The organism is Exiguobacterium sp. s183 (assembly GCF_018617655.1).
In the GTDB taxonomy this organism is placed as follows: Bacteria; Bacillota; Bacilli; order Exiguobacteriales; family Exiguobacteriaceae; genus Exiguobacterium; species Exiguobacterium aestuarii_A.
On sequence record NZ_JACSKN010000005.1, the window covers coordinates 13,943 to 33,347 of the forward strand.

Below are 19,405 nucleotides of genomic sequence, written 5' to 3' on the forward strand. Positions count from 1 at the left end.
ATGGTGAAACGAGTCGAGGCCACCCCCGCCGCGCTCGAACTGATCGAACGTCTAAAATCGAAACACGGTCCACTTCTTTTTCATCAATCGGGAGGATGCTGTGATGGAAGTTCACCCATGTGCTTTCCACGCGACGAGTTCATGGTCGGCGATCATGATGTGCTCCTTGGTGAAATTGGAGATACCCCATTCTATATCCACGAGAAACAATATGATTATTGGAAGCATACACAACTCATTATCGATGTGGTCGATGGTCGAGGCGGTATGTTCTCCCTCGAGGGTGTCGAAGGAAAACGATTTTTAGGACGCTCTCGAGTCTTTACAGAAGAAGAGCGTGAAGCGCTAAAGCATGAAATATAATCACGAGGACCCATTTCGATGGGTCCTTTCTCATTTCAAAAAAAACGATTCTCCTCAATTGTAAAAAATATACATATATGATTGATTTCTTATGTATAGTGGAGAAAAAGGGAGGCATTCGATGACTACATTACTCACCGAATTATTAGAGAATATATTTGTGACCTTGCTTGTGATTTTCACCCCGATTTTTCTCGTACTCGCAGCCATCATCGTCTATAAGGTTAGACGCTACAAACGAAGTCAATACTATGAACAGACACGGCATTCATATCTCAAAGTCATTCAAGATACAGGACTTTATGGTGAATATTTGTGTGTGGCAGACATCGAGTCAACATTCTCTCAACCTCTTATTTTGACGAATCTTTATTTGCCTCATCCCTCTAAGAAAGATCGAACAACAGAAATTGATGTCATCTTCATCAATCAGGCTGGAATTCACGTCATTGAATCCAAAAATTATAGCGGATGGATTTTTGGGCGTGCATGTGACCAATACTGGACGCAGACACTCCCACGTCGGAGAAAACATCGCTTCTTCAATCCAATCAAACAAAATGAATTACATCTTAAAGCCATTGAGCAAGTTCTCGGGCTCGACCGAACATATCTCCATTCATGGATTGTATTCAGCAATCGTTCTACACTCAAACAAATTGAGTCATCAGACGTTCCCGTTTTGAATCGTCAACAATGGGCTAAACAGTTGACCACCTATCAAGATTTCGTCTTTGACCAAGATACACAAATGAAACTGTATGAGACCTTATTATCTTTCACACAAGTCGACGCAGCTGTCATGATGAAACATGTCCAGGACATCGAATCAGCCTATAAGAGGTAAAAAAAACATCCCCCACTCGTAATGAGTGAGGGATGTGTTGTCATTTGCTCTGCATTTTAAAGCGTAAATACAATTCGTTATAGTAAGCGTTCATCCGCTTCCCTAAGTTTTCATACACTTCAAGTTCTTGCGTCACTTCACGAGATGGATAGAACCGCTCATCTGACGTGACTTCTTCATCTAAAAATTCGAGTGCCGCTTCGTTCGGAGTCGAATAGCCCACATAGTCCGTATTACGAGCTGCAATCTCGGCATCTAGCATGAAGTCGATGAATTGATGCGCACCGTCCACATTTTGTGCCGTACTCGGGATCACGAGGTTATCGAACCAAAGATTCGTCCCCTCTTCTGGAATGACATACGTCAGTTCTTCATTTTCGTACATGATTTCCGATGCATCTCCAGACCACACGACAGCCGCTGCTGCTTCACGGTTTGCCATCAACATTTTAATCTCATCCCCGACGATCGCTTTGATGTTCGGCCAAAGCGTTTCTAACTTTTGTTCCGCTTCAATCAACTCATCTTTGTTCGTCGTATTGAGCGAATAGCCGAGCGAGTTCAAGCCGAAGCCCATCACTTCTCGTGTTCCGTCTGCAAGAAGGATGTCATTTTCAAGCGGCATCTCCCACAAGTCGTTCCACGATGTGATTTCACCATCGACCATTTCGGGATTATAGACAATCCCGACCGTTCCCCAGAAGTAAGGAACCGAGTACTTGTTACCTGGGTCGAACGATTTGTCGAGAAAGCGTGGATCGATGTTATCGAAATTCTCAAGCTTCTCGTAGTCGATTGGAAGCAACAAATCCTCTTCAATCATTTTACTAATCGCATAGTCTGACGGGACGGCTACATCGAACGCCGTACCCCCTTGCTCAATTTTCGTGAGCATCGCCTCGTTCGAATCGAACGTCTGATAGACAACTTTTAGTCCACTCTGTTCTTCGAACTCACCGATCAAATCCTCATCGATATAGTCTCCCCAGTTATAGACGACAAGCGTATTGTCGCCACCAAACCCTTGCGCAGCGTTCAATTGCTGAATCCAAAGAAGGAGACCGAAGCTGACAATCACCGGAACAGCCAGCATGATGATTAATTTTTTCATCGTCTAACCTCCTTTGCTCCTCGTTGCGCCAACACATAATATCCAATGACAAGGATGAGGGTGAAGACGAACAAAATCGCAGATAACGCATTGATTTCAAGCGAGATTCCTTGACGAGCCCGCGAGTAGACTTCTACTGCAAGTGTCGTGAACCCGTTCCCTGTCACGAAGAACGTGACCGCAAAGTCATCTAACGAATACGTGAGTGCCGTGAAGAATCCGGCGAACACACCTGGTGTGATATATGGGAGAATGACTTTCGTCAACACATCCCATGTACTTGCCCCTAAATCACGCGACGCATCGATCAGCGTCGGGCTCATCTCTTGAAGTTTCGGTAACACCAAGATGACGACAATCGGAACCGAGAACGCAATGTGCGACAAGAGAACCGAATAGAAGCCTAATTGAATCCCGAGCATCGTAAAGAGAATCAAGAACGATGCCCCGATGATAACGTCCGGACTGACAATCAAGACGTTGTTCAATGACAAGAGTGATGTCTTCGTATACTTTTGTTTCGCCGTATAAATGGCGAGTGCCCCGATGACACCGAGCACGGTCGAAATTGTCGCCGATAATAGGGCGATGACGATCGTGTTCAAGACGATGACGAGAAGTCGCGTGTCAGTGAAGAGTGACTTATACCACTCGAGCGTGAATCCTTCAAAGTTACTCATCGTCCCGCCACTGTTGAACGAGTAGAAGACGAGATATAAGATTGGCGCGTATAAAATGAAGAACACGGCCGCCAAATATAGGTTTGATAGTTTAAAGCGTTTACGTTTCATCGACGGACCGCTCCTTTCGCACCCCAGTCACGCGTGATGACCATGACGAGAACCATCGCCAAGATCAAGAAGACGGCAATCGTAGATCCCATCCCCCAGTTTTGCGTAACGAGGAATTGTTGTTCAATCGCCGTACCGAGCGTGATGACACGGTTTCCTGCGATCAGGCGTGTAATCATGAAGAGTGACAACGCCGGAATAAAGACAATTTGAATCCCTGACTTGACGCCGTCAAGCGTCAACGGGAAGATGACACGTCGGAACGTCGTCCAGTTCGATGCACCTAGGTCGCGTGATGCATAGACGAGAGATGGTGGTAATTTTTCAATCGCGTTGTAAATCGGCAAAATCATGAACGGAATGAAAATGTATACCGAGACGAAGACGAAACTGAAGTCCGTGAAGAGAATCTGCTTCGTCCCAATCCCAATCGCCTCTAAAAACTGATTCGTGATGCCGTATGTTCCAAAAATCCCGAGGAACGCGTACGCTTTTAATAACAAGTTAATCCATGACGGAAGCAAGATGAGCAAGAGCCAAAGCTGTTTATGCTTCGTCTTCGTCAACAAGTACGCCGTCGGGTACCCGACGAGTAGTGAGAAAAACGTAATCAGGAACGCGTACCAAAATGATGATAACGTCATCGACAAGTACGTCGAAGAGAAGAACGTCTGATAGTTCTCTAAACTCAAGTTCCCGTCGATATCAAAAAACGAGTAATAGACGACGAGGACGAGTGGCGCGACGACGAATAAGGCAATCCAAATCCAATATGTCGTCAAATATACCGTCTTTGCGGTCTGGTTAGTTTGATTCATGAGGGACCTCCTCATAGGATTCGAGACGACGGTCGAACTCTTCTTCTGTCTCTCCTAATCGCATGACGTGAATCGCTTCCTCGTCAAACGTCAATCCGATTTTTGATCCGACGGTCGACTTCTTCGTCGAGTGAACGAGCCACTCGTTCCCTTCTTGGTCGTAACAGCAAATCTCATAGTGAACGCCGCGGAACAGTTGTGAATCAACATCGACAATCAGTTTCGCAGAATCGATGGATGTCATCTCCAAGTCTTCCGGACGAATGATAACCTCGACTTTTTCGTTACGGTCAAACCCTTGGTCGACGCAATCGAACGTTTTGCCAGCGAACGTGACGACATTGTCTTCTGGCATGACACCCGGTACGATATTCGATTCTCCGATGAAGTCTGCGACGAATCGGTTAATCGGTTCGTCGTAAATATCAGTCGGTGTCCCGCTCTGAACAATTTTCCCGTTGTTCATGACGAAAATCTCATCGGACATCGCGAGCGCCTCTTCTTGGTCGTGTGTGACAAAGATGAAGGTGATGCCGAGACGTTGTTGCAACTCACGTAATTCATATTGCATTTCTGTACGAAGTTTCAAATCTAAGGCAGACAACGGTTCATCGAGGAGGATGACCTCTGGCTCGTTCACGATTGCGCGGGCGATCGCGACACGTTGACGTTGCCCACCTGACATCTCATCGATTTCGCGCGAGCCGTATCCTTCTAAGTTAACAAACTTGAGAGCCTGCTCTACTTTCGCTTTAATGTCTGCTTCTTTCAACTTTTTAATGCGGAGACCGAACGCGACGTTTTCAAATACGTTCAAATGAGGAAACAGCGCATAATCTTGAAATACGGTGTTCACTTGTCGTTTGTTGGCGGGTACATCGTTGATTCGCTTCCCACTGAAGTGAATATCACCTTCAGTCGCGTCGGTAAATCCGGCGATGAGACGTAGGATTGTCGTCTTCCCACATCCCGATGGACCGAGAAGCGTATAAAACTTCCCACGCTCAATCTCAAAACTGATATCTTCTAGGACGACAGTGTCGTCGTAACGCTTTGACACGTGGTCAAAACGAATAATTGTCTCTGCATTCATGCTGTTTCCTCCTCTATTGACTTATAAATAAGAATGGGTCGCTACGATGAGACATTCACTTTCGCCATCGTGATCGTTGACGAGTTGGTGTGAATCCGAGGCGACATAATACATTGTTTCCCCTGCTTTAGCGAAATAAGTGTGATGACCTAACTTCAGCGCCACTTTGCCGGACAAGACGTATACCAATGTCTCTGAACGGGAAGGTTCATATTGCTTAAATTCTCCGTTTTTGAAAAATGTGACGAGAATCGGCTCCATCTCTTTTTCATTTGATTCTGGAATGAGCCACTCCGTCCGATATTTTCGTTCCTCATCCGTATATGTGGTGCGGTCATCGACGGTGTATACGACCTTTTGATTCAAATCTTCATCGAAGAACTCTTTTGGTGAACTTCCAAGGACGCTCAACAAATCAAATAACGTCTCTAATGAAGGAGAGCTTAAATCACGTTCGATTTGAGAGATGTATCCTTTACTCAAATCCGTACGCTCCGCTAACTCCTCTTGGGTCAATCCTTTTTTTATCCGGAGTCGCTTAATGTTTTGACCTACTTCCAACGACTGAACGCCTCCTTCTAGTTTAGTGAAACATGAGTTCAACTAAAGAAAGTTTATCTATACTATACTTACAAGCAAACTATTAGCGACCTTCATTATAACGAACTGAATGAGAATTGCAAATAAAAAATCACGCCGCAACGGACGTGATTCAATGTAAATTTCGTTTTGACATCAAGTGCTTAAACTTCTCGTTCTTCGTTTGGAAAAAATGGAGCTGTGCGCCGTATGCATCAATCTGTTGAATGACGTATTGAAACGCTTTCGCTTCTCCTGGATACGGTTCGCCTGCCTTGGCGAGCGACGTCTCAAAGTCTTCCCATAGCACTTCGACCCATGTGATGGCTTCCGAATCGTTTAGCACGTCGTTCTTCTCTTTTAGAATGACCGCGAGCCGCTCGTATTGTTCGTTTCGGTTCATCGTTTCACCTCCGACAGTTCAGAGAGTGGGATGGCGCGTTCTGTCATGTCCCCTTCAAACGTACCCCAACCCATGACACCGTTGACGAATTTTAAGCGGAACGGTTGGTCGTTGTAGTTGACGACATATGTTTCACCGGGACGAAACGATGTCGGGTCGACCAAATAGCTTTCGGCAATCGCAATCCGTCGAAGGACAACTTCGATTTCGCTGACCATGCCCATTTGTTCAGCCTTCCGCTTTCTCTCATGCAAGGCTTGAATCTCTTGCTCTAACTCATATTTCGATAAATCACTTAACCGCTTTTCCATTTCGTTCACCTCGATGTAAGCGTATCAGATTTTGCGAAAAAAAGAAAAAGGCGAGACTGAGTGAAATTCACTCAGTTCGCCTTGAAGTTGTACAACGGTTTGATGACTTGATCGATGCTGACCGCCGGTTCGATGTAACGGATAATCTCTTTCATCGATTTGTAGACGAATGGTGACTCATCCACGGTAGACGGTCGAACCGATGTCGACCATACGCCTTCCATCGTACGTTTGAATTCTTTGAAGTCGACGCGTTTGCGCGCGGCTGAACGGGACATGATCCGACCTGCTCCGTGAGGACCAGAGAAGTTCCAGTCCGGGTTCCCTTTCCCCGTACAGATGAGCGAACCGTCTCGCATGTTCATCGGAATGATGACACGCTCTCCTTCTTGCGCGGAGATGGCTCCTTTACGCAGAATCATTGCGTTATGGTCGATATAGTTGTGAACGGTGTCGAATTGATCGACGACGTTCCACTTCATCGCTTCCACAATCACATCCGTCATCGCTCGACGGTTCGCTGCTGCGTATTGTTGCGCGATTCGCACGTCATGCATGTAATCGTCCATGTCCTCCCCTTCGACATAAGCCAGGTCACGGAATGGTTTCCGCGCTTCACGTTCCGCTTCCAGATACGTCGAGATGTCTTGCTGCCGTCCAGCGGTCTTCAAACGCTCGATTGCTTCTTTTACATCGTTCGTTTCCATCATGTGTTGAATCGCGCGCTCTTGATAATGGTCGGCAATCTGTACCCCGAGATGGCGCGAACCCGAATGAATGACGAGAAACGTACGTCCCTGGTCATCCCGGTTCACTTCAATGAAATGGTTCCCCGAGCCGAGCGACCCGACCGAGCGCAAGGCGCGGTCGAGTTTATACGGCGCTCGAACCGCTTCAAGCGGAAGTTCAGACGCGTACGGATGAACCGTCTCGCGAATGTTCATCCCGCTCGGTACAAGTTCACGGATCACGTCATCGAGTCGCTGAAAGTCGATTCGTTTTGCTTTGATTTCAGTACAAAGCATCCCACATCCTAAATCGACACCGACTAAGTTCGGTACGACTTTATCGTGAATCGTCATCGTCGTTCCAACGACCGACCCTTTCCCAGCATGCATATCCGGCATGATCCGAATCGATGCCCCTTCTGTGAACGGTTGGTCGAGAAGGGTTTGAATCTGATTCCGCGTCATGTCATCGATCCGTTCATTGAATACTTTGGCGCGGTTATATTTCCCCGTAATTTCCATGTGACCTCCTTAGCTGATCGCTTGTTGCTTACTTTGTAATTCGTGCATTCGGGCATAGACGCCACCGAATTCGATGAGCGACTGATGATTCCCACGCTCGATGATTCGACCATGGTCGAGAACGAGGATTTGGTCCGCTTCACGAATCGTAGAGAGTCGGTGCGCGATGACAAACGTCGTTCGACCGTACGTGAGTGTTTTGAGTGCCTCTTGAATCAGCGCCTCGGTCTCCGAGTCGACACTCGCTGTCGCCTCATCAAGGACGAGGATGGCCGGGTCAAAGACGAGGGCGCGAGCGAAACTAATCAACTGTCGTTCCCCACTTGAAAGGGAAGCACCACGTTCAATCACCGGTTCATCGATTCCTTTTGGCAACTGCTTCACAAAACGATCCGCCCCGACGGCCGTGAGTGCGTTCCACACTTGTTCGTCCGTGATTGTCTCGTCTCCTAGCGTGACGTTTGTACGAATCGTCCCAGTGAAGAGAAACGGGTCTTGCAAGACAATTCCGAGATGGTCTCGTACCGCCTGAGTCGGCAGTTTCGTCACATCCATTCCATCGATGCGGAGAACACCTTTTGAGGGGTCATAAAAGCGCATGAGCAAGTTCATGATCGAACTCTTCCCACTGCCTGTATGTCCGACAAGGGCAATCGTCTCACCCGGAGCCGCGTGTAGTTCAATCTGTTGTAACACTGGTTTCCCAGCTTCATAACTGAATGTCACGTCATCAAAGACAACTTCCCCTTTAAATCGTGGAATGCGTTCCGATGAGACCGGCTCTCCTTTTTCATCGAGCAACTGGAACATCCGGTCGGCCGATACGAGCGCTTGTTGAAGCGGTGATAACTGGTTCATGATTTGTGTCACCGGCTCAAAAATACGCGAGACGTAATCGATATAGGCATACAAGATCCCGAGTGTCAGGATGCTTCCCCCACCGAGTGTTTGCGCCCCGACGAACCAGATGAGTAAGGCGAGCGCCATGTTTCGGAAAAAGTTGACCAAGTTATGACTCATTAACGCATCCAATTTCAACAATTTCCGTCTCGTTTGGAAGTTGTCACTGTTCTTCTCATTAAACTCGTCGTAGACGAGATCTTCGCGGACGTACGATTGAATGATCGGCATCGTCTGAATGCTTTCATTCAACTGTGCATTCATGTCTGCGACGAGCGCACGGACGCGGAAGTTATTTTTCGTCGAGAAACGCTGGAACAATTTGATCCAGACGATGACGATCGGGATGATGATGAGTGAGACGAAGCCTAGTCGTACGTCTAGGAAAAACATCGCAATCAGTACCCCAATCATCATGACGACGCTTTGGAAGACGCGGGCAAGTACCCCTAAATACAGGTCTCGAATCGTCTCCGTGTCGTTCGTGACACGACTGACAATTTTCCCGATTGGCGTCTGATCAAAATAGCGTACCGGGATCGTTTGTAGATGCTTCATCACGTCAAGACGCATCGTTTTCACGATACTGTGCGCCGAACGTTGCAAGAGCATCTGTTGTCCCCAGTTCAATCCAGCTGCGAGTAGCAATAGGACGACATAGAGACCAGATAGCATGAGCACTGCTCGTAAATCTGTCTGATAAAACTGGAACACGTCGGTCGATGAGAGCGAGACGATATTATCATATGTCGCCGTCTCATCACCTCGTGTAATCGTCAGCACGTCTCCTTCGACGTCTCGGATCCCCCCGCTCATCACTGCATCAGGGACGAGATAGTATCCGTCCGTCGTTTGCACGATGGAGACAGGCTGAACCACGTCTTGCCCATCAAGCCCCGTTTCTTTCTCATACGATTCTCCATTAAAGGAAACGCTACCGCCAGACTCGACTTGAACCCAATCACGTTCGATGGCGACGATATGCTCATCGATAATGATTTTGGCGATATACGGTCCGGCAAGTTCTGCACCGACCGCTAAAAAGAGTAATGTCAATCCGAGGAAGATTGAGCGTTTCACTTGTTTGGCGTACCCAACGAGTGAATGGATCGTTTTCTTCCGACGGACTGGATCTAATTCATATTGATCGATCATGAGAGATTCCCCCTTTCTCGGATTACTCCGACTCTCCTTGTCGAATAAATTGTTCATAGTACCAACCGTGGCGCTCCAACAGTTGGTCATGTGTGCCACGTTCTGTGACACGCCCGTCTTGAAGGACGAGGATCTGGTCAGCGTGCGCGACCGCAGAAAGACGGTGTGCGACGATGAATGTCGTTTTCGCTTCGCGGCTCGTACGAACGGAATCGATGATGCGTGATTCTGTCTTCGCATCGACCGCTGAGAGCGAATCGTCAAGGAGTAGAATCTCAGGATTCTTCAACAACGCTCGTGCAATCGACAGACGTTGTTTCTGTCCGCCCGACAGCATGACACCCTGTTCTCCGACTACCGTATCTAAACCATTCTCTAAATGTTCAATATCTGTATCAAACGCCGCGAGACGAATCGCCATCTCTAGCGCCTCATCCGAGACATCATCCACTCCGAAACGAATGTTATCGCGAACCGTTTTCGAGAAGAGAAGATGTTCTTGTGACACATAACCACTCCAGCCACGAACGGTTTCGAGTTTGATGTCCGAAATCGGCACGCCGTTCACGAGAAGTGAATCATCAATCGGATACTCCCGAAGTAACTGACGGAGTAACGTCGTCTTCCCAGCTCCAGTCGGTCCGACGACCCCAATCGTCTCACCACGCGAAACGTGCAGGACGATGTCCTCTAACGAATCACGATTCGCATTCGGATAACGGAATGAGAGCGATTTAAATGTGATTTTCTCCGGAACGTCGATCTGGACCGTCCCCGTAGAGGCAACGTCCGGAGCTTCGTTCATCGTCGATTCAATTCGTTCGAGACTCGCCGTTCCCCGTTGTACGACGTTGATCAGTTCACCGAACGCATACATCGGCCAAATGAGCATCCCTAAATAAATGTTGAAAGAGACGAGCTGACCGAGCGTGATGTCGTTCGTAAAGACGAGATACGTCCCGAACGATAGCCCAATCAAATAACTGAGTCCGACAAGGAGTTTGATGACCGGTTCAAACAATACATCGATTTTTGCGACGTGCATGTTTTTCGCCATGACATCGTCTGTGATGTCATCAAACTTTTTCGTGTCCGCCTCTTCTTGAACGAATGATCGGACGACCCGGAGACCTGAAATTGACTCGACAACTTGGTCGTTCATCACTCCAAATGAATCCTGGGCTGCCGTGAAACGTGTATGAATTTGGCTTCCGAGTTTATTCATCGACCAAGCGAGAATCGGCATCGGCAAAAGTGCAGCAAGTGTCAACTTCCAATCGATGAATACACCCATGATCGTCAACGCGATGAGCGTCATGTTGAACGAATCGACTAATGTCATGACCCCAAATCCCGCTGTTCGCTCAACCGCTTTCAAGTCATTTGTCGCGAGTGCCATCAAGTCCCCCGTACGATGTTGTTGATAAAAGCGTGGCGTTTGTTTGAGGAGGTGACCGAAAAAACGACCTCTCAATTTCTTTTCAAGTAAAAAGGCTGTCCCGAATAGTCGGGCGATCCACAAGTACGACATCACATAAGACAACACCATGATGCCTAAAAGTGATGACACAATGAGGATCAATCGTTCTGTCGTCAAACTTCCTTCACGAATCGCATCGATTGCCTGTCCAATAATCCACGGTGGCAGCATATCTACAACTCCCGTGATGATGAGTAAGATGATGGCAATCAAATACGTCCGTTTCTGTCTTTTAATAAACCAATCTAATTGTTTAATCAGCTTCATGACTGATTTCCCCCTTCCGTCCAATCCACCTAAGCACGCAAAAAAGCGCACTCCACCTGATTGTGCAACCAATCAAATGAAGCGCGCTTGAAGTAGTCTTCAATCTTTTGCATGGTCAGGGAAAGGACACTACCCCTATCCAGCTGCCAAAGTCACGCAGTTAAATACGAGTAGCCATATGATGTTTTGAGTGTGTTTGTGAGTGCAATGTTGTTCATCATTCTGGCTCCTCTCGTTTCATAGTTTTAAAATCTACTCAAACCTTAGCAGACTGTTCTGAAAATTGTCAATATTATTTTGTAAAAAAATTGTAACTTGATTTAGTTTAAGAAAAACATGCCCAAAATGAGACCAATGACCCCTGTTGCCGTGACGTAATAAATCATCGGCATGAGCGTGTATCGAATGATAGTCCCTTCTTTACCGAGCAGTCCCGCAACAGAAGCGACCGCTACGACGTTCAACACACAGATCATGTTCCCCGCGTTCGCCCCTGCCATCTGCATCGATAAGGCGAGCGTATTATCGAGTCCGACCGATTCGGCTACGTTCGTTGTCAAACTTGAAAACATCATATTCGAGAAGGTCGCCGACCCCGAGACAAAGGCGCCGAGGGCCCCAATCCACGGTGCGACGAGCGGCCATACCCCACCGAACGTGTCAGCAGCTGCCGTCGCAAGTTCGACCGGCATCGATGCAAGTCCAGCTCCCCCATTTTCAGAGTGGATGAAAATACGGACCATCGGAACAGAGGCTGCTAACGTGATGACTGTCCCGACGATTCCAAACGTCGTCGCTTTAAAGACCGACGTCACTTGCGACCAACTCATGTTGTGCAGGAAGAATGTTGCGATGATCGTCAAGATGAACATGAAGCCCGGTGAGTAGAACGGCTCCCAAGACGTCGAGATTCCTTCTACGCCCAAAATGTTCGGCAGGTTGATCCGAACGCTCCGAGACAGTTCATTCAAAAACGGAACCGTACGGGTGAGGACTAAGAAAATTGTCAAGATGAGATAAGGCGCCCACGCTTTCCACTGCGGTAGTTCACGCTTGTTCGATGTTAACGTTACTTTTTCGGTAGATGGATTCAATTCATCCATGTATCCATCGAACGTCCATACGCGTTTCGGCATGAGAATCCCTTTTCGTGCCATGGTTACGAGAATGACGAGACCTGTTAGTCCACCAAGCATTCCACCAAATTCAAATCCGAGGACGAGTGTCCAAATGTAAGCTGGCACGCTATATAACAGCGCGGCCACGATTGCAATCGGAAATACTTCGAGGGCTGGTTTGATTGACTTCTCCTTACTGAAGAAGCGCGTCAGCATCAAAATCAAAATGAACGGGATGAATAGACCGACAACCATATCGATCAATACGGTTTGCAAGACGACTTCCGTCAAAAAGGCAATTGACTCCGGTTGGTTCACGTCTAGCGAAAGACCATTCCCGATCCCGATGAGCGCTGGTGTCCCGACCGCTCCAAACGTGACAGCTGATACGTCCGCAGACAGTGCGATCACGACAGCAGCAATCGGCGGAAAACCGAGGGCGATTAAAAGCGGTGCCGCAACCGTCGCCGGTGTACCAAACCCTGAAGCCCCTTCAATGAATGAAACGAACAACCAACCGACAATCAGGACTTGAATACGCGGATCGGGTGTGATGTTGACGAATCCAGAGCGAATCGCATTCATTCCGCCCCCTTCTTTCATCGTATTCATCATCCCGATCGCACCATAGACGATCCATACGGTCGTGACGGCGATGACGAGTCCTTGTAATGTCGCCGCCATGATTCGAGTCGCATCCAATTGCCAAACGAAGAACGCTAAAATCGCCGTCGTCACGAGTGACAAGGGCATGGCTACTGATGCAGGTAAACGCATAATTACCAATAAGATGAGCACGGCCACAATCGGCGTCAGTGCTGTAATCCATTCTAAAATCGTCAATGTAGACCCACCTTTTCGTGTTTTCCCCTACCGTAAACAGATGTCCCATCACGATTCTTCTTCAACGAGTCTCTCTAACGTACGTTCAATCACATCATACGGAAATCCTTTGCGCCGAAGCTGCATCTTCATGCGCTGCTTGCGCTCGAACGCATCATACCCGCTGAACTTCCGATTCAACTTTTCAGCCTGCTTCAGACATGCCGCAATCTCGACATCTTCGTCCTCTTCTTCCCAAAAAGTTTGAATCGCCTCTGAAATAATATCAAAGGTAAACCCCCTTTGCATCAGGGTTTGTTGAATTCTTTGTTGCACTTCTGTGGCAGAACGACGATTTGTTTCCAATTGTTTCCGTTTTACGAACTTTCCGGCCTTTTCGACGAGTTCTTCGTGTGTGATTGATGCTAATACGGATTCAACAACGTCCGGTGGAATGCGGAGCTGTTCGAGCTCACGTTTGATTTTGATCGGTCCACTTGGACTCGTATTGAATTTGGTTTGGACATAAGCTTTCGCAAATTCCGCATCATTCAAGTAACGCTGCTCTTTCAGTCGCGTGATGGCATGTTTGATGGCAGTTTCGCTTAACTCCTTCTTCATGAGATAGTCCTGCACCTCTGAAATCGCACGCATTCGGTACGATAAATAATTGACGGCTAGTTTATAGGCTTTCTGTGCCTCTTCCGCCTCGAGCACATCTTGCACAAAGTCGTCTTCGAGCTCCATCCCTTTTGTGAGCCCGTACTTGATGAACACGTCAACATCGATGGCGAATGCGAACTCTTCTTTCCCTTCGCGTTCGATGAAGACGTTCAATCGATCTTTATTCTTTTGTTGGGTCGTGAACTTCGCAATTTTCACAACGACTCCCCTCCATTTCATGTTTCTAACATATCACGTTCAGGAATCGGAAAGGATTTTTGATAAGTTAGAAGAAAGGGTATTCATCTGGATATACTGACTTATACCCATTTTAGAAACAACACATGATATCGGAGGGAATTTCATGAAAATCGCAATCACCGGTGGAACCGGGTTGATCGGTCAACCGCTCGTCCGCGCACTGGCTGACGCCGGTCACCAAGTCGTCGTCTTGACAAGACATCCACGTCCCCGCCATCGCGGGGTGTCGTTCATCGAATGGCTAACGCCAACTAGCAAGCCAGAAGAAGAACTCGAAGGAACAGACGCATTCATCCATTTGGCAGGCGCGTCCATCAACGACGGACGCTGGACCCATAAACAGAAGCAAGCCATCCTCCAAAGTCGAATCGAAGGGACAAAGGAAGTCGTCCGGATCATTCAACAGTTAAAACATAAACCTCAAGTCGTCATCAGCGGCTCGGCAATCGGCATATACGGGGAAGACCGTTCCATCACGTATTCAGAAGAAACCCCATTACCGACACGAACCAATTTCCTCGGGAATGTTTGTGTCCTCTGGGAACAAGAAGCTGAACCGATTCGCGATTTGGGCGTTCGTCTCGTGACAATGCGTACAGGCGTCGTCTTATCCAATGATGGCGGTGCGTTCCCATTAATGAAACTCCCCTATCAATTCGGAGTCGGTGGTAAAATCGGATCCGGAAAGCAGTGGGTTCCATGGATTCATTTAGATGATCTCGTGCGGTTGTTCGTGCATATCATCGAAACGGATACAATCGAAGGTCCTGTAAACGGAACCGCCCCTTCACCGGTGACGATGAATGAGTTCGGGAAGACGATCGCGAAGGTGATGTATCGTCCTCACTGGATCCCGGCACCCGCCCCAATGATGAAACTCGCACTCGGTGAAAAGAGTGTCATCGTTTTAGAAGGAGCAAAAGTCGTACCGACCAAAGCGCTCCAACATGGCTTTGATTTCCGATATGACACATTAGAACCCGCATTAAAAAACCTATTACAAGATGCTTAAGGAGAATGAATCGTGAGTCACTTACTTATTCGAAACGCCCATATTTATCCGATTACCGCCCCCCATTTTTACGGAGACGTCCGTGTCCGTGATGGAAAGATTGTCGAAATGGCCGAATTGCTCGAACCGATGGATGGCGAGAATGTCATCGAAGCAGAAGGAAACTTTTTATTCCCTGGTTTTATCGATGCGCATACTCACCTTGGTTTATATGACGAGGGGACAGGCTCTGTTGGGAACGACGCCAACGAAACGGTCGAAGCGATGACGCCTCATGCTCGTGCCATCGACGGTGTCTACCCACTCGATGAAGGGTTCCAGGAAGCATTGATGGCTGGCGTGACCGCTGTCCAGGTTATGCCCGGGAGTATGAACGTCATCGGTGGTGTGACAAGTGTCATCAAAACGCACGGCCGCTATATTGATGATATGATTGTCCGCCGTCATGCGGGGTTGAAGATGGCACTCGGCGAAAACCCGAAACGAATTCATAGTATGGGGAAAACGGGCGACCTGACGCGGATGGGAATCATGGGCTTGCTCCGTGAAGCATTTCGTACGGTCGGTTCAACGAAAACGATCGGCACGTTCGGGAGTCAGATGATCCAACTCGCCCTAGACCGCGACATGCCGATTCGCGTGCATGCGCACCGTGCAGACGATATTCTTTCGGTCGTCCGTTTTGCAAAAGAGTTCGACCTCGACTACCGCATCGAACATTGTACGGAAGGTCACCTCGTCGCAGAAAAGTTACAAGAGCTCGGTGTGAAACATGTCACCGTCGGACCGACCTTTACGCGAAAGTCGAAAATCGAACTTCAAAATAAGACGTGGGAAACGTATCGCATACTCCATGAGCATGACATGATTGTTTCCATCACGACCGATCATCCGTACACGCCGGTGCAGTATTTAAATTTATGTGCTGGTCTTGCTGCACGTGAAGGGTTACCTGTCGATATTGCGCTACGAGGGATCACCATCAACCCTGCTGAATCACTCGGTGTTGACGACCGCATCGGCTCACTAGAAGTCGGAAAAGACGCCGATCTCGTGCTCTGGAATCACTTCCCGCTCGACTATTTAGCGAAGCCGATTATGACGATTGTTAATGGTGAAGTTGTCTATAAAACAGACCGTGCGGAAACGCATCATGAGGTCGAATAATTTTCATTATTTTTCATAAGCATTTTACGCACAATTTACTTGCTTTTTTAAAAATACTATATAAAATTATCTTGTAACTTCATAAAGCAGCCAAGGCGGTTCGAACAGCGAAGCCAGAAGTATGCTTTCGTTACGACTATTCTTCAGCGGTCTGAAATAGGAGGAGGAATGTAAAGGTGCTCAAATTTCGTGAGCTCACCGACTGCGCGGAGTTGTTCGAACTGATGCAACACCCAGATGTCTTTCCGTATGTCCGTCAAAAGACGGTCCACTTTGACGAGTTTTTATTTAGCACGAAGCAAATCATCGAGCTAGAAGAGCAAGGAAATATCATCTCACGTACCATCACGAACGAGTATGGCACCCCGATTGGGACGATCAGCTTGTTCGATGTCGAATCCGGCTATGGATTCCTCGGCACGTGGCTTGGCAAGCCGTATCACGGCAAAGGTTATAATCAAGTTGCGAAAGAGGCGTTCTTCTCAGAACTGTTCTTCGAGCTTGATATTGAAAGTGTGTTCTTAAAGATTCGTAAGTCGAATGAACGATCGATTGCTGCAGCAGAGAAACTCCCGTACGCATTTTGCGCGAATGAGCTTCGTTCTGAACTGCTCGCTGAGATCAACCAAGGTGATGTGGAATATGTATTATACGAAGTATCCAAGTCGAGCTTCCAACTTTACTTGCACGCTCTTCACATCCCGGAATACGAAGTCCCTTACGAGGCACAACTCGAAGCATGAGCCAATTCTGTCAAAGAATTGGCTTTTTTGTGGCGTTTTTGTGTGGATTTGATGTAGGTAACTTGTCGGAGCCGAATAAATCTGTTCTAATTCGAAGAGATAGGTATGATAAAGGTATGAGGGATTCATCACAACTCTCGTTAACCGTTTCGTAAAGGAGAATGACATATGTCAGAATCAATGTTTCGTATCCTCGTAACTGATGACGAAGAACAAATGCGAGATTTACTTGTATCAAATTTAGAAAAAGAAGGGTATGAGACGGTCACCGCCTCAAACGGTCTCGAAGCGATTGAACGCTTAAAAGAAGAAACGTTCCATCTCGTCTTACTCGACGTGATGATGCCGGAACTCGATGGATTGACGGCTTGCATGCGTATCCGTGAGTTCTCGAACGTTCCGATCATTCTGTTGACGGCACGCTCTGAAGAACTCGACCGCATACACGGTCTGAAAATCGGGGCTGACGACTACATCACGAAGCCGTTTAGCCCGCGCGAGTTACTTGCTCGTATCGAAGCGACACTCCGTCGCACACACAGTTTTTCAAAAGAACAAGAAGCGACGTTTGATGTCGGCATTCTCTCCATCGATATCGAAGGTCGTGCCGTCAGCGTGAAAGGAAAAACCGTCAACCTGACACGAAAAGAGTTCGACTTACTCTACCTGTTCATCACGAACGACGAAAAAGTGTTCTCTCGTGAACAGTTGCTCGATCAAATTTGGGGAACCGAATACCACGGTAACCTCCGCACGGTCGACACGCACATTAAGACGCTACGTCTGAAACTCGGGGAGGCTGGAGGTTACATTCAAACTGTTTGGGGCATCGGATATAAATTCGAGGCAAACGGATGAAGCGATACACGATCCGGAAGCGGATTTGGATTACCATCTGGACAGCCAGCCTCTTCTCAGCGTTCGTGTTTCTGATCATGACGTTCTATTTGTACGACAAATTCTATATCCAAACGCAAGAAGAACTGCTCATCAACCGCGGAGAGAAACTCGTCACAATCTATAAGGCCGACGGTTTCTCTGACGCGTTCGCTGACAGTATGACGTATACGAACGAACTGACCGAAACGAAAGTATTCCTTTCCTCCGTTCGAGAAGATACACTCGGCTCCGGTAAGACGTTCCTACGGCAACAAGACCTCGAACGTCTCCAAGACGGGTATGCCATTTCTGTTACGCGAAAGCATCCGACCGAGGACGTCGATATATTAATGACCGCTTTTCCGCTCATACGTGACGGGGAACTCGATAATGCGCTCATCCTCTATATGGAACTCAGTAAAATCAGCGAACCGTTCCAACCGATTCGGCTCATGATCACGTTCTTACTCGTCCTCATGATCGTGAACTTGCTCCTTTTCGGTAAACAGATCATCGATACGATCATTCAGCCGCTCATCCAGATGAAGCGTGCCTCACAAGTGTATGCGCAAGGCGATTTCTCACACCGCATCCCGATTGTGTATGATGATGAAATCGGCGAGTTGGCGGACACGCTCAACTCGATGGCGGAGTCACTCGGACTCGTCGAAGAACAGCGAAAAGAGTTTCTCGCGAACGTCAGTCACGAACTCCGTACCCCACTTTCCTACATTCGTGGGTACACGGAGATGCTTCAAGATGACACGTTGGATGAAAAAACACGGGCGCAATATTACGACATCATCGAAAACGAGACGAATCGTCTTCAACGTCTCGTCACGGACTTACTCGACCTCGCACAGCTAGAGCGCGATTCGTATCCGATGACAAAAGAACCCGTCGTGTATTCGCAAGTGCTTGAAGATGTCCTTTATCGACTCGAACCGATTGCCCGGGCAAAAGGAGTGACAATCGAATCCGATTTAGACTTCGACTTGATCATTCTTGGCGACCATGACCGACTCGAACAAGTCATCGGTAACCTTCTCGATAATGCACTCCGCTACACCGAGGCGGGCAAAACGATTTATGTGAAGACATTCGCCGAGACAAACTATGCGATCACAGAAATACGCGATGAAGGTCGAGGTATCCCGAAAGAAGATCTGGATAAATTGACGGAGCGTTTCTATCGTGTCAATAAATCACGGACACGAAAAGATGGCGGCACCGGTCTCGGGCTCGCCATCGCGAAGCATATTATCGAACGACATGAAGGATCGCTTCACTTCAGCTCAGAAGTTGGGCAAGGGACGACGGTTACGGTCGGCTTACCTCTCTTACCAGAAGAAGCGTTCGATATGTAAAAAGG

The 19,405-nt window shown here is 47.8% G+C and carries 19 protein-coding genes; 7 read left to right on the top strand and 12 right to left on the bottom strand.

Annotation, left to right across the window (positions count from 1 at the left end):
• Both KNP62_RS11930 and KNP62_RS11935 read left to right on the top strand, forming a co-directional pair.
• Positions 1–363 carry a DUF779 domain-containing protein gene (locus KNP62_RS11930; protein ID WP_214785663.1) on the top strand — a complete coding sequence of 121 codons (363 nt, stop codon included), beginning with the start codon at positions 1–3 and terminating at the stop codon, positions 361–363.
• Positions 364–484: 121 nt separating this feature from the next.
• Entirely contained in the window at positions 485–1,210 is a 726-nt protein-coding gene (locus KNP62_RS11935) for a nuclease-related domain-containing protein (protein ID WP_214785664.1), read from the top strand.
• 40 nt (positions 1,211–1,250) lie between these two features.
• On the opposite strand, the gene KNP62_RS11940 is transcribed toward KNP62_RS11935, so the two are convergent.
• From KNP62_RS11940 to recX, 12 genes are all read right to left on the bottom strand, one after another.
• A complete protein-coding gene (locus tag KNP62_RS11940) occupies positions 1,251–2,321 on the bottom strand; it encodes an ABC transporter substrate-binding protein (protein WP_214785665.1) in 1,071 nt (356 codons plus the stop codon).
• On the bottom strand, positions 2,318–3,112 hold the full coding sequence (locus KNP62_RS11945; protein ID WP_074033109.1) for an ABC transporter permease: 795 nt from the start codon (positions 3,110–3,112) through the stop codon (positions 2,318–2,320). Before KNP62_RS11945 ends, KNP62_RS11940 begins: the two co-directional genes overlap by 4 nt.
• Positions 3,109–3,930, bottom strand: a complete 822-nt coding sequence (locus tag KNP62_RS11950; RefSeq protein WP_074033108.1) for an ABC transporter permease — start codon at positions 3,928–3,930, stop codon at positions 3,109–3,111. The genes KNP62_RS11945 and KNP62_RS11950 overlap by 4 nt, the downstream gene beginning before the upstream one ends.
• Complete coding sequence (locus KNP62_RS11955; protein ID WP_214785666.1) at positions 3,917–5,023, bottom strand: ABC transporter ATP-binding protein; 1,107 nt, start codon at positions 5,021–5,023, stop codon at positions 3,917–3,919. The genes KNP62_RS11950 and KNP62_RS11955 overlap by 14 nt, the downstream gene beginning before the upstream one ends.
• A gap of 21 nt (positions 5,024–5,044) precedes the next feature.
• Positions 5,045–5,584, bottom strand: a complete 540-nt coding sequence (locus KNP62_RS11960) for a helix-turn-helix domain-containing protein (protein ID WP_214747136.1) — start codon at positions 5,582–5,584, stop codon at positions 5,045–5,047.
• A gap of 151 nt (positions 5,585–5,735) precedes the next feature.
• Positions 5,736–6,005, bottom strand: a complete 270-nt coding sequence (locus KNP62_RS11965) for a YfhJ family protein (protein WP_214785667.1) — start codon at positions 6,003–6,005, stop codon at positions 5,736–5,738.
• Entirely contained in the window at positions 6,002–6,316 is a 315-nt protein-coding gene (locus KNP62_RS11970; RefSeq protein WP_074033104.1) for a YfhH family protein, read from the bottom strand. The genes KNP62_RS11965 and KNP62_RS11970 overlap by 4 nt, the downstream gene beginning before the upstream one ends.
• 71 nt (positions 6,317–6,387) lie before the next feature.
• A complete protein-coding gene (locus KNP62_RS11975; RefSeq protein ID WP_214785668.1) occupies positions 6,388–7,566 on the bottom strand; it encodes an RtcB family protein in 1,179 nt (392 codons plus the stop codon).
• A 9-nt stretch (positions 7,567–7,575) separates the two neighbouring features.
• A complete protein-coding gene (locus tag KNP62_RS11980) occupies positions 7,576–9,621 on the bottom strand; it encodes an ABC transporter ATP-binding protein (protein WP_214785669.1) in 2,046 nt (681 codons plus the stop codon).
• A 22-nt stretch (positions 9,622–9,643) separates the two neighbouring features.
• A complete protein-coding gene (locus tag KNP62_RS11985) occupies positions 9,644–11,368 on the bottom strand; it encodes an ABC transporter ATP-binding protein (protein WP_214785670.1) in 1,725 nt (574 codons plus the stop codon).
• A gap of 320 nt (positions 11,369–11,688) precedes the next feature.
• Positions 11,689–13,329, bottom strand: a complete 1,641-nt coding sequence (locus tag KNP62_RS11990) for an L-lactate permease (RefSeq protein WP_214785671.1) — start codon at positions 13,327–13,329, stop codon at positions 11,689–11,691.
• Positions 13,330–13,377: 48 nt separating this feature from the next.
• Entirely contained in the window at positions 13,378–14,190 is an 813-nt protein-coding gene (recX, locus tag KNP62_RS11995; protein WP_214785672.1) for a recombination regulator RecX, read from the bottom strand.
• Between the two features lie 145 nt (positions 14,191–14,335).
• Between recX and KNP62_RS12000 the strand changes: the two genes are divergently transcribed.
• The 5 genes from KNP62_RS12000 to KNP62_RS12020 all read left to right on the top strand — a co-directional run bounded on the left by KNP62_RS12000 (position 14,336) and on the right by KNP62_RS12020 (position 19,400).
• On the top strand, positions 14,336–15,244 hold the full coding sequence (locus KNP62_RS12000) for a TIGR01777 family oxidoreductase (protein WP_214785673.1): 909 nt from the start codon (positions 14,336–14,338) through the stop codon (positions 15,242–15,244).
• A 12-nt stretch (positions 15,245–15,256) separates the two neighbouring features.
• Positions 15,257–16,411, top strand: a complete 1,155-nt coding sequence (locus tag KNP62_RS12005) for an amidohydrolase (protein ID WP_214785674.1) — start codon at positions 15,257–15,259, stop codon at positions 16,409–16,411.
• A 176-nt stretch (positions 16,412–16,587) separates the two neighbouring features.
• Positions 16,588–17,154: a GNAT family N-acetyltransferase gene (locus tag KNP62_RS12010; protein ID WP_074033096.1), complete on the top strand. Its 567-nt coding sequence runs from the start codon at positions 16,588–16,590 to the stop codon at positions 17,152–17,154.
• Positions 17,155–17,322: 168 nt separating this feature from the next.
• Positions 17,323–18,012, top strand: a complete 690-nt coding sequence (locus KNP62_RS12015) for a response regulator transcription factor (protein ID WP_015880873.1) — start codon at positions 17,323–17,325, stop codon at positions 18,010–18,012.
• Positions 18,009–19,400 carry a sensor histidine kinase gene (locus KNP62_RS12020; protein WP_214747166.1) on the top strand — a complete coding sequence of 464 codons (1,392 nt, stop codon included), beginning with the start codon at positions 18,009–18,011 and terminating at the stop codon, positions 19,398–19,400. Before KNP62_RS12015 ends, KNP62_RS12020 begins: the two co-directional genes overlap by 4 nt.
• Positions 19,401–19,405: the final 5 nt, after the last annotated feature.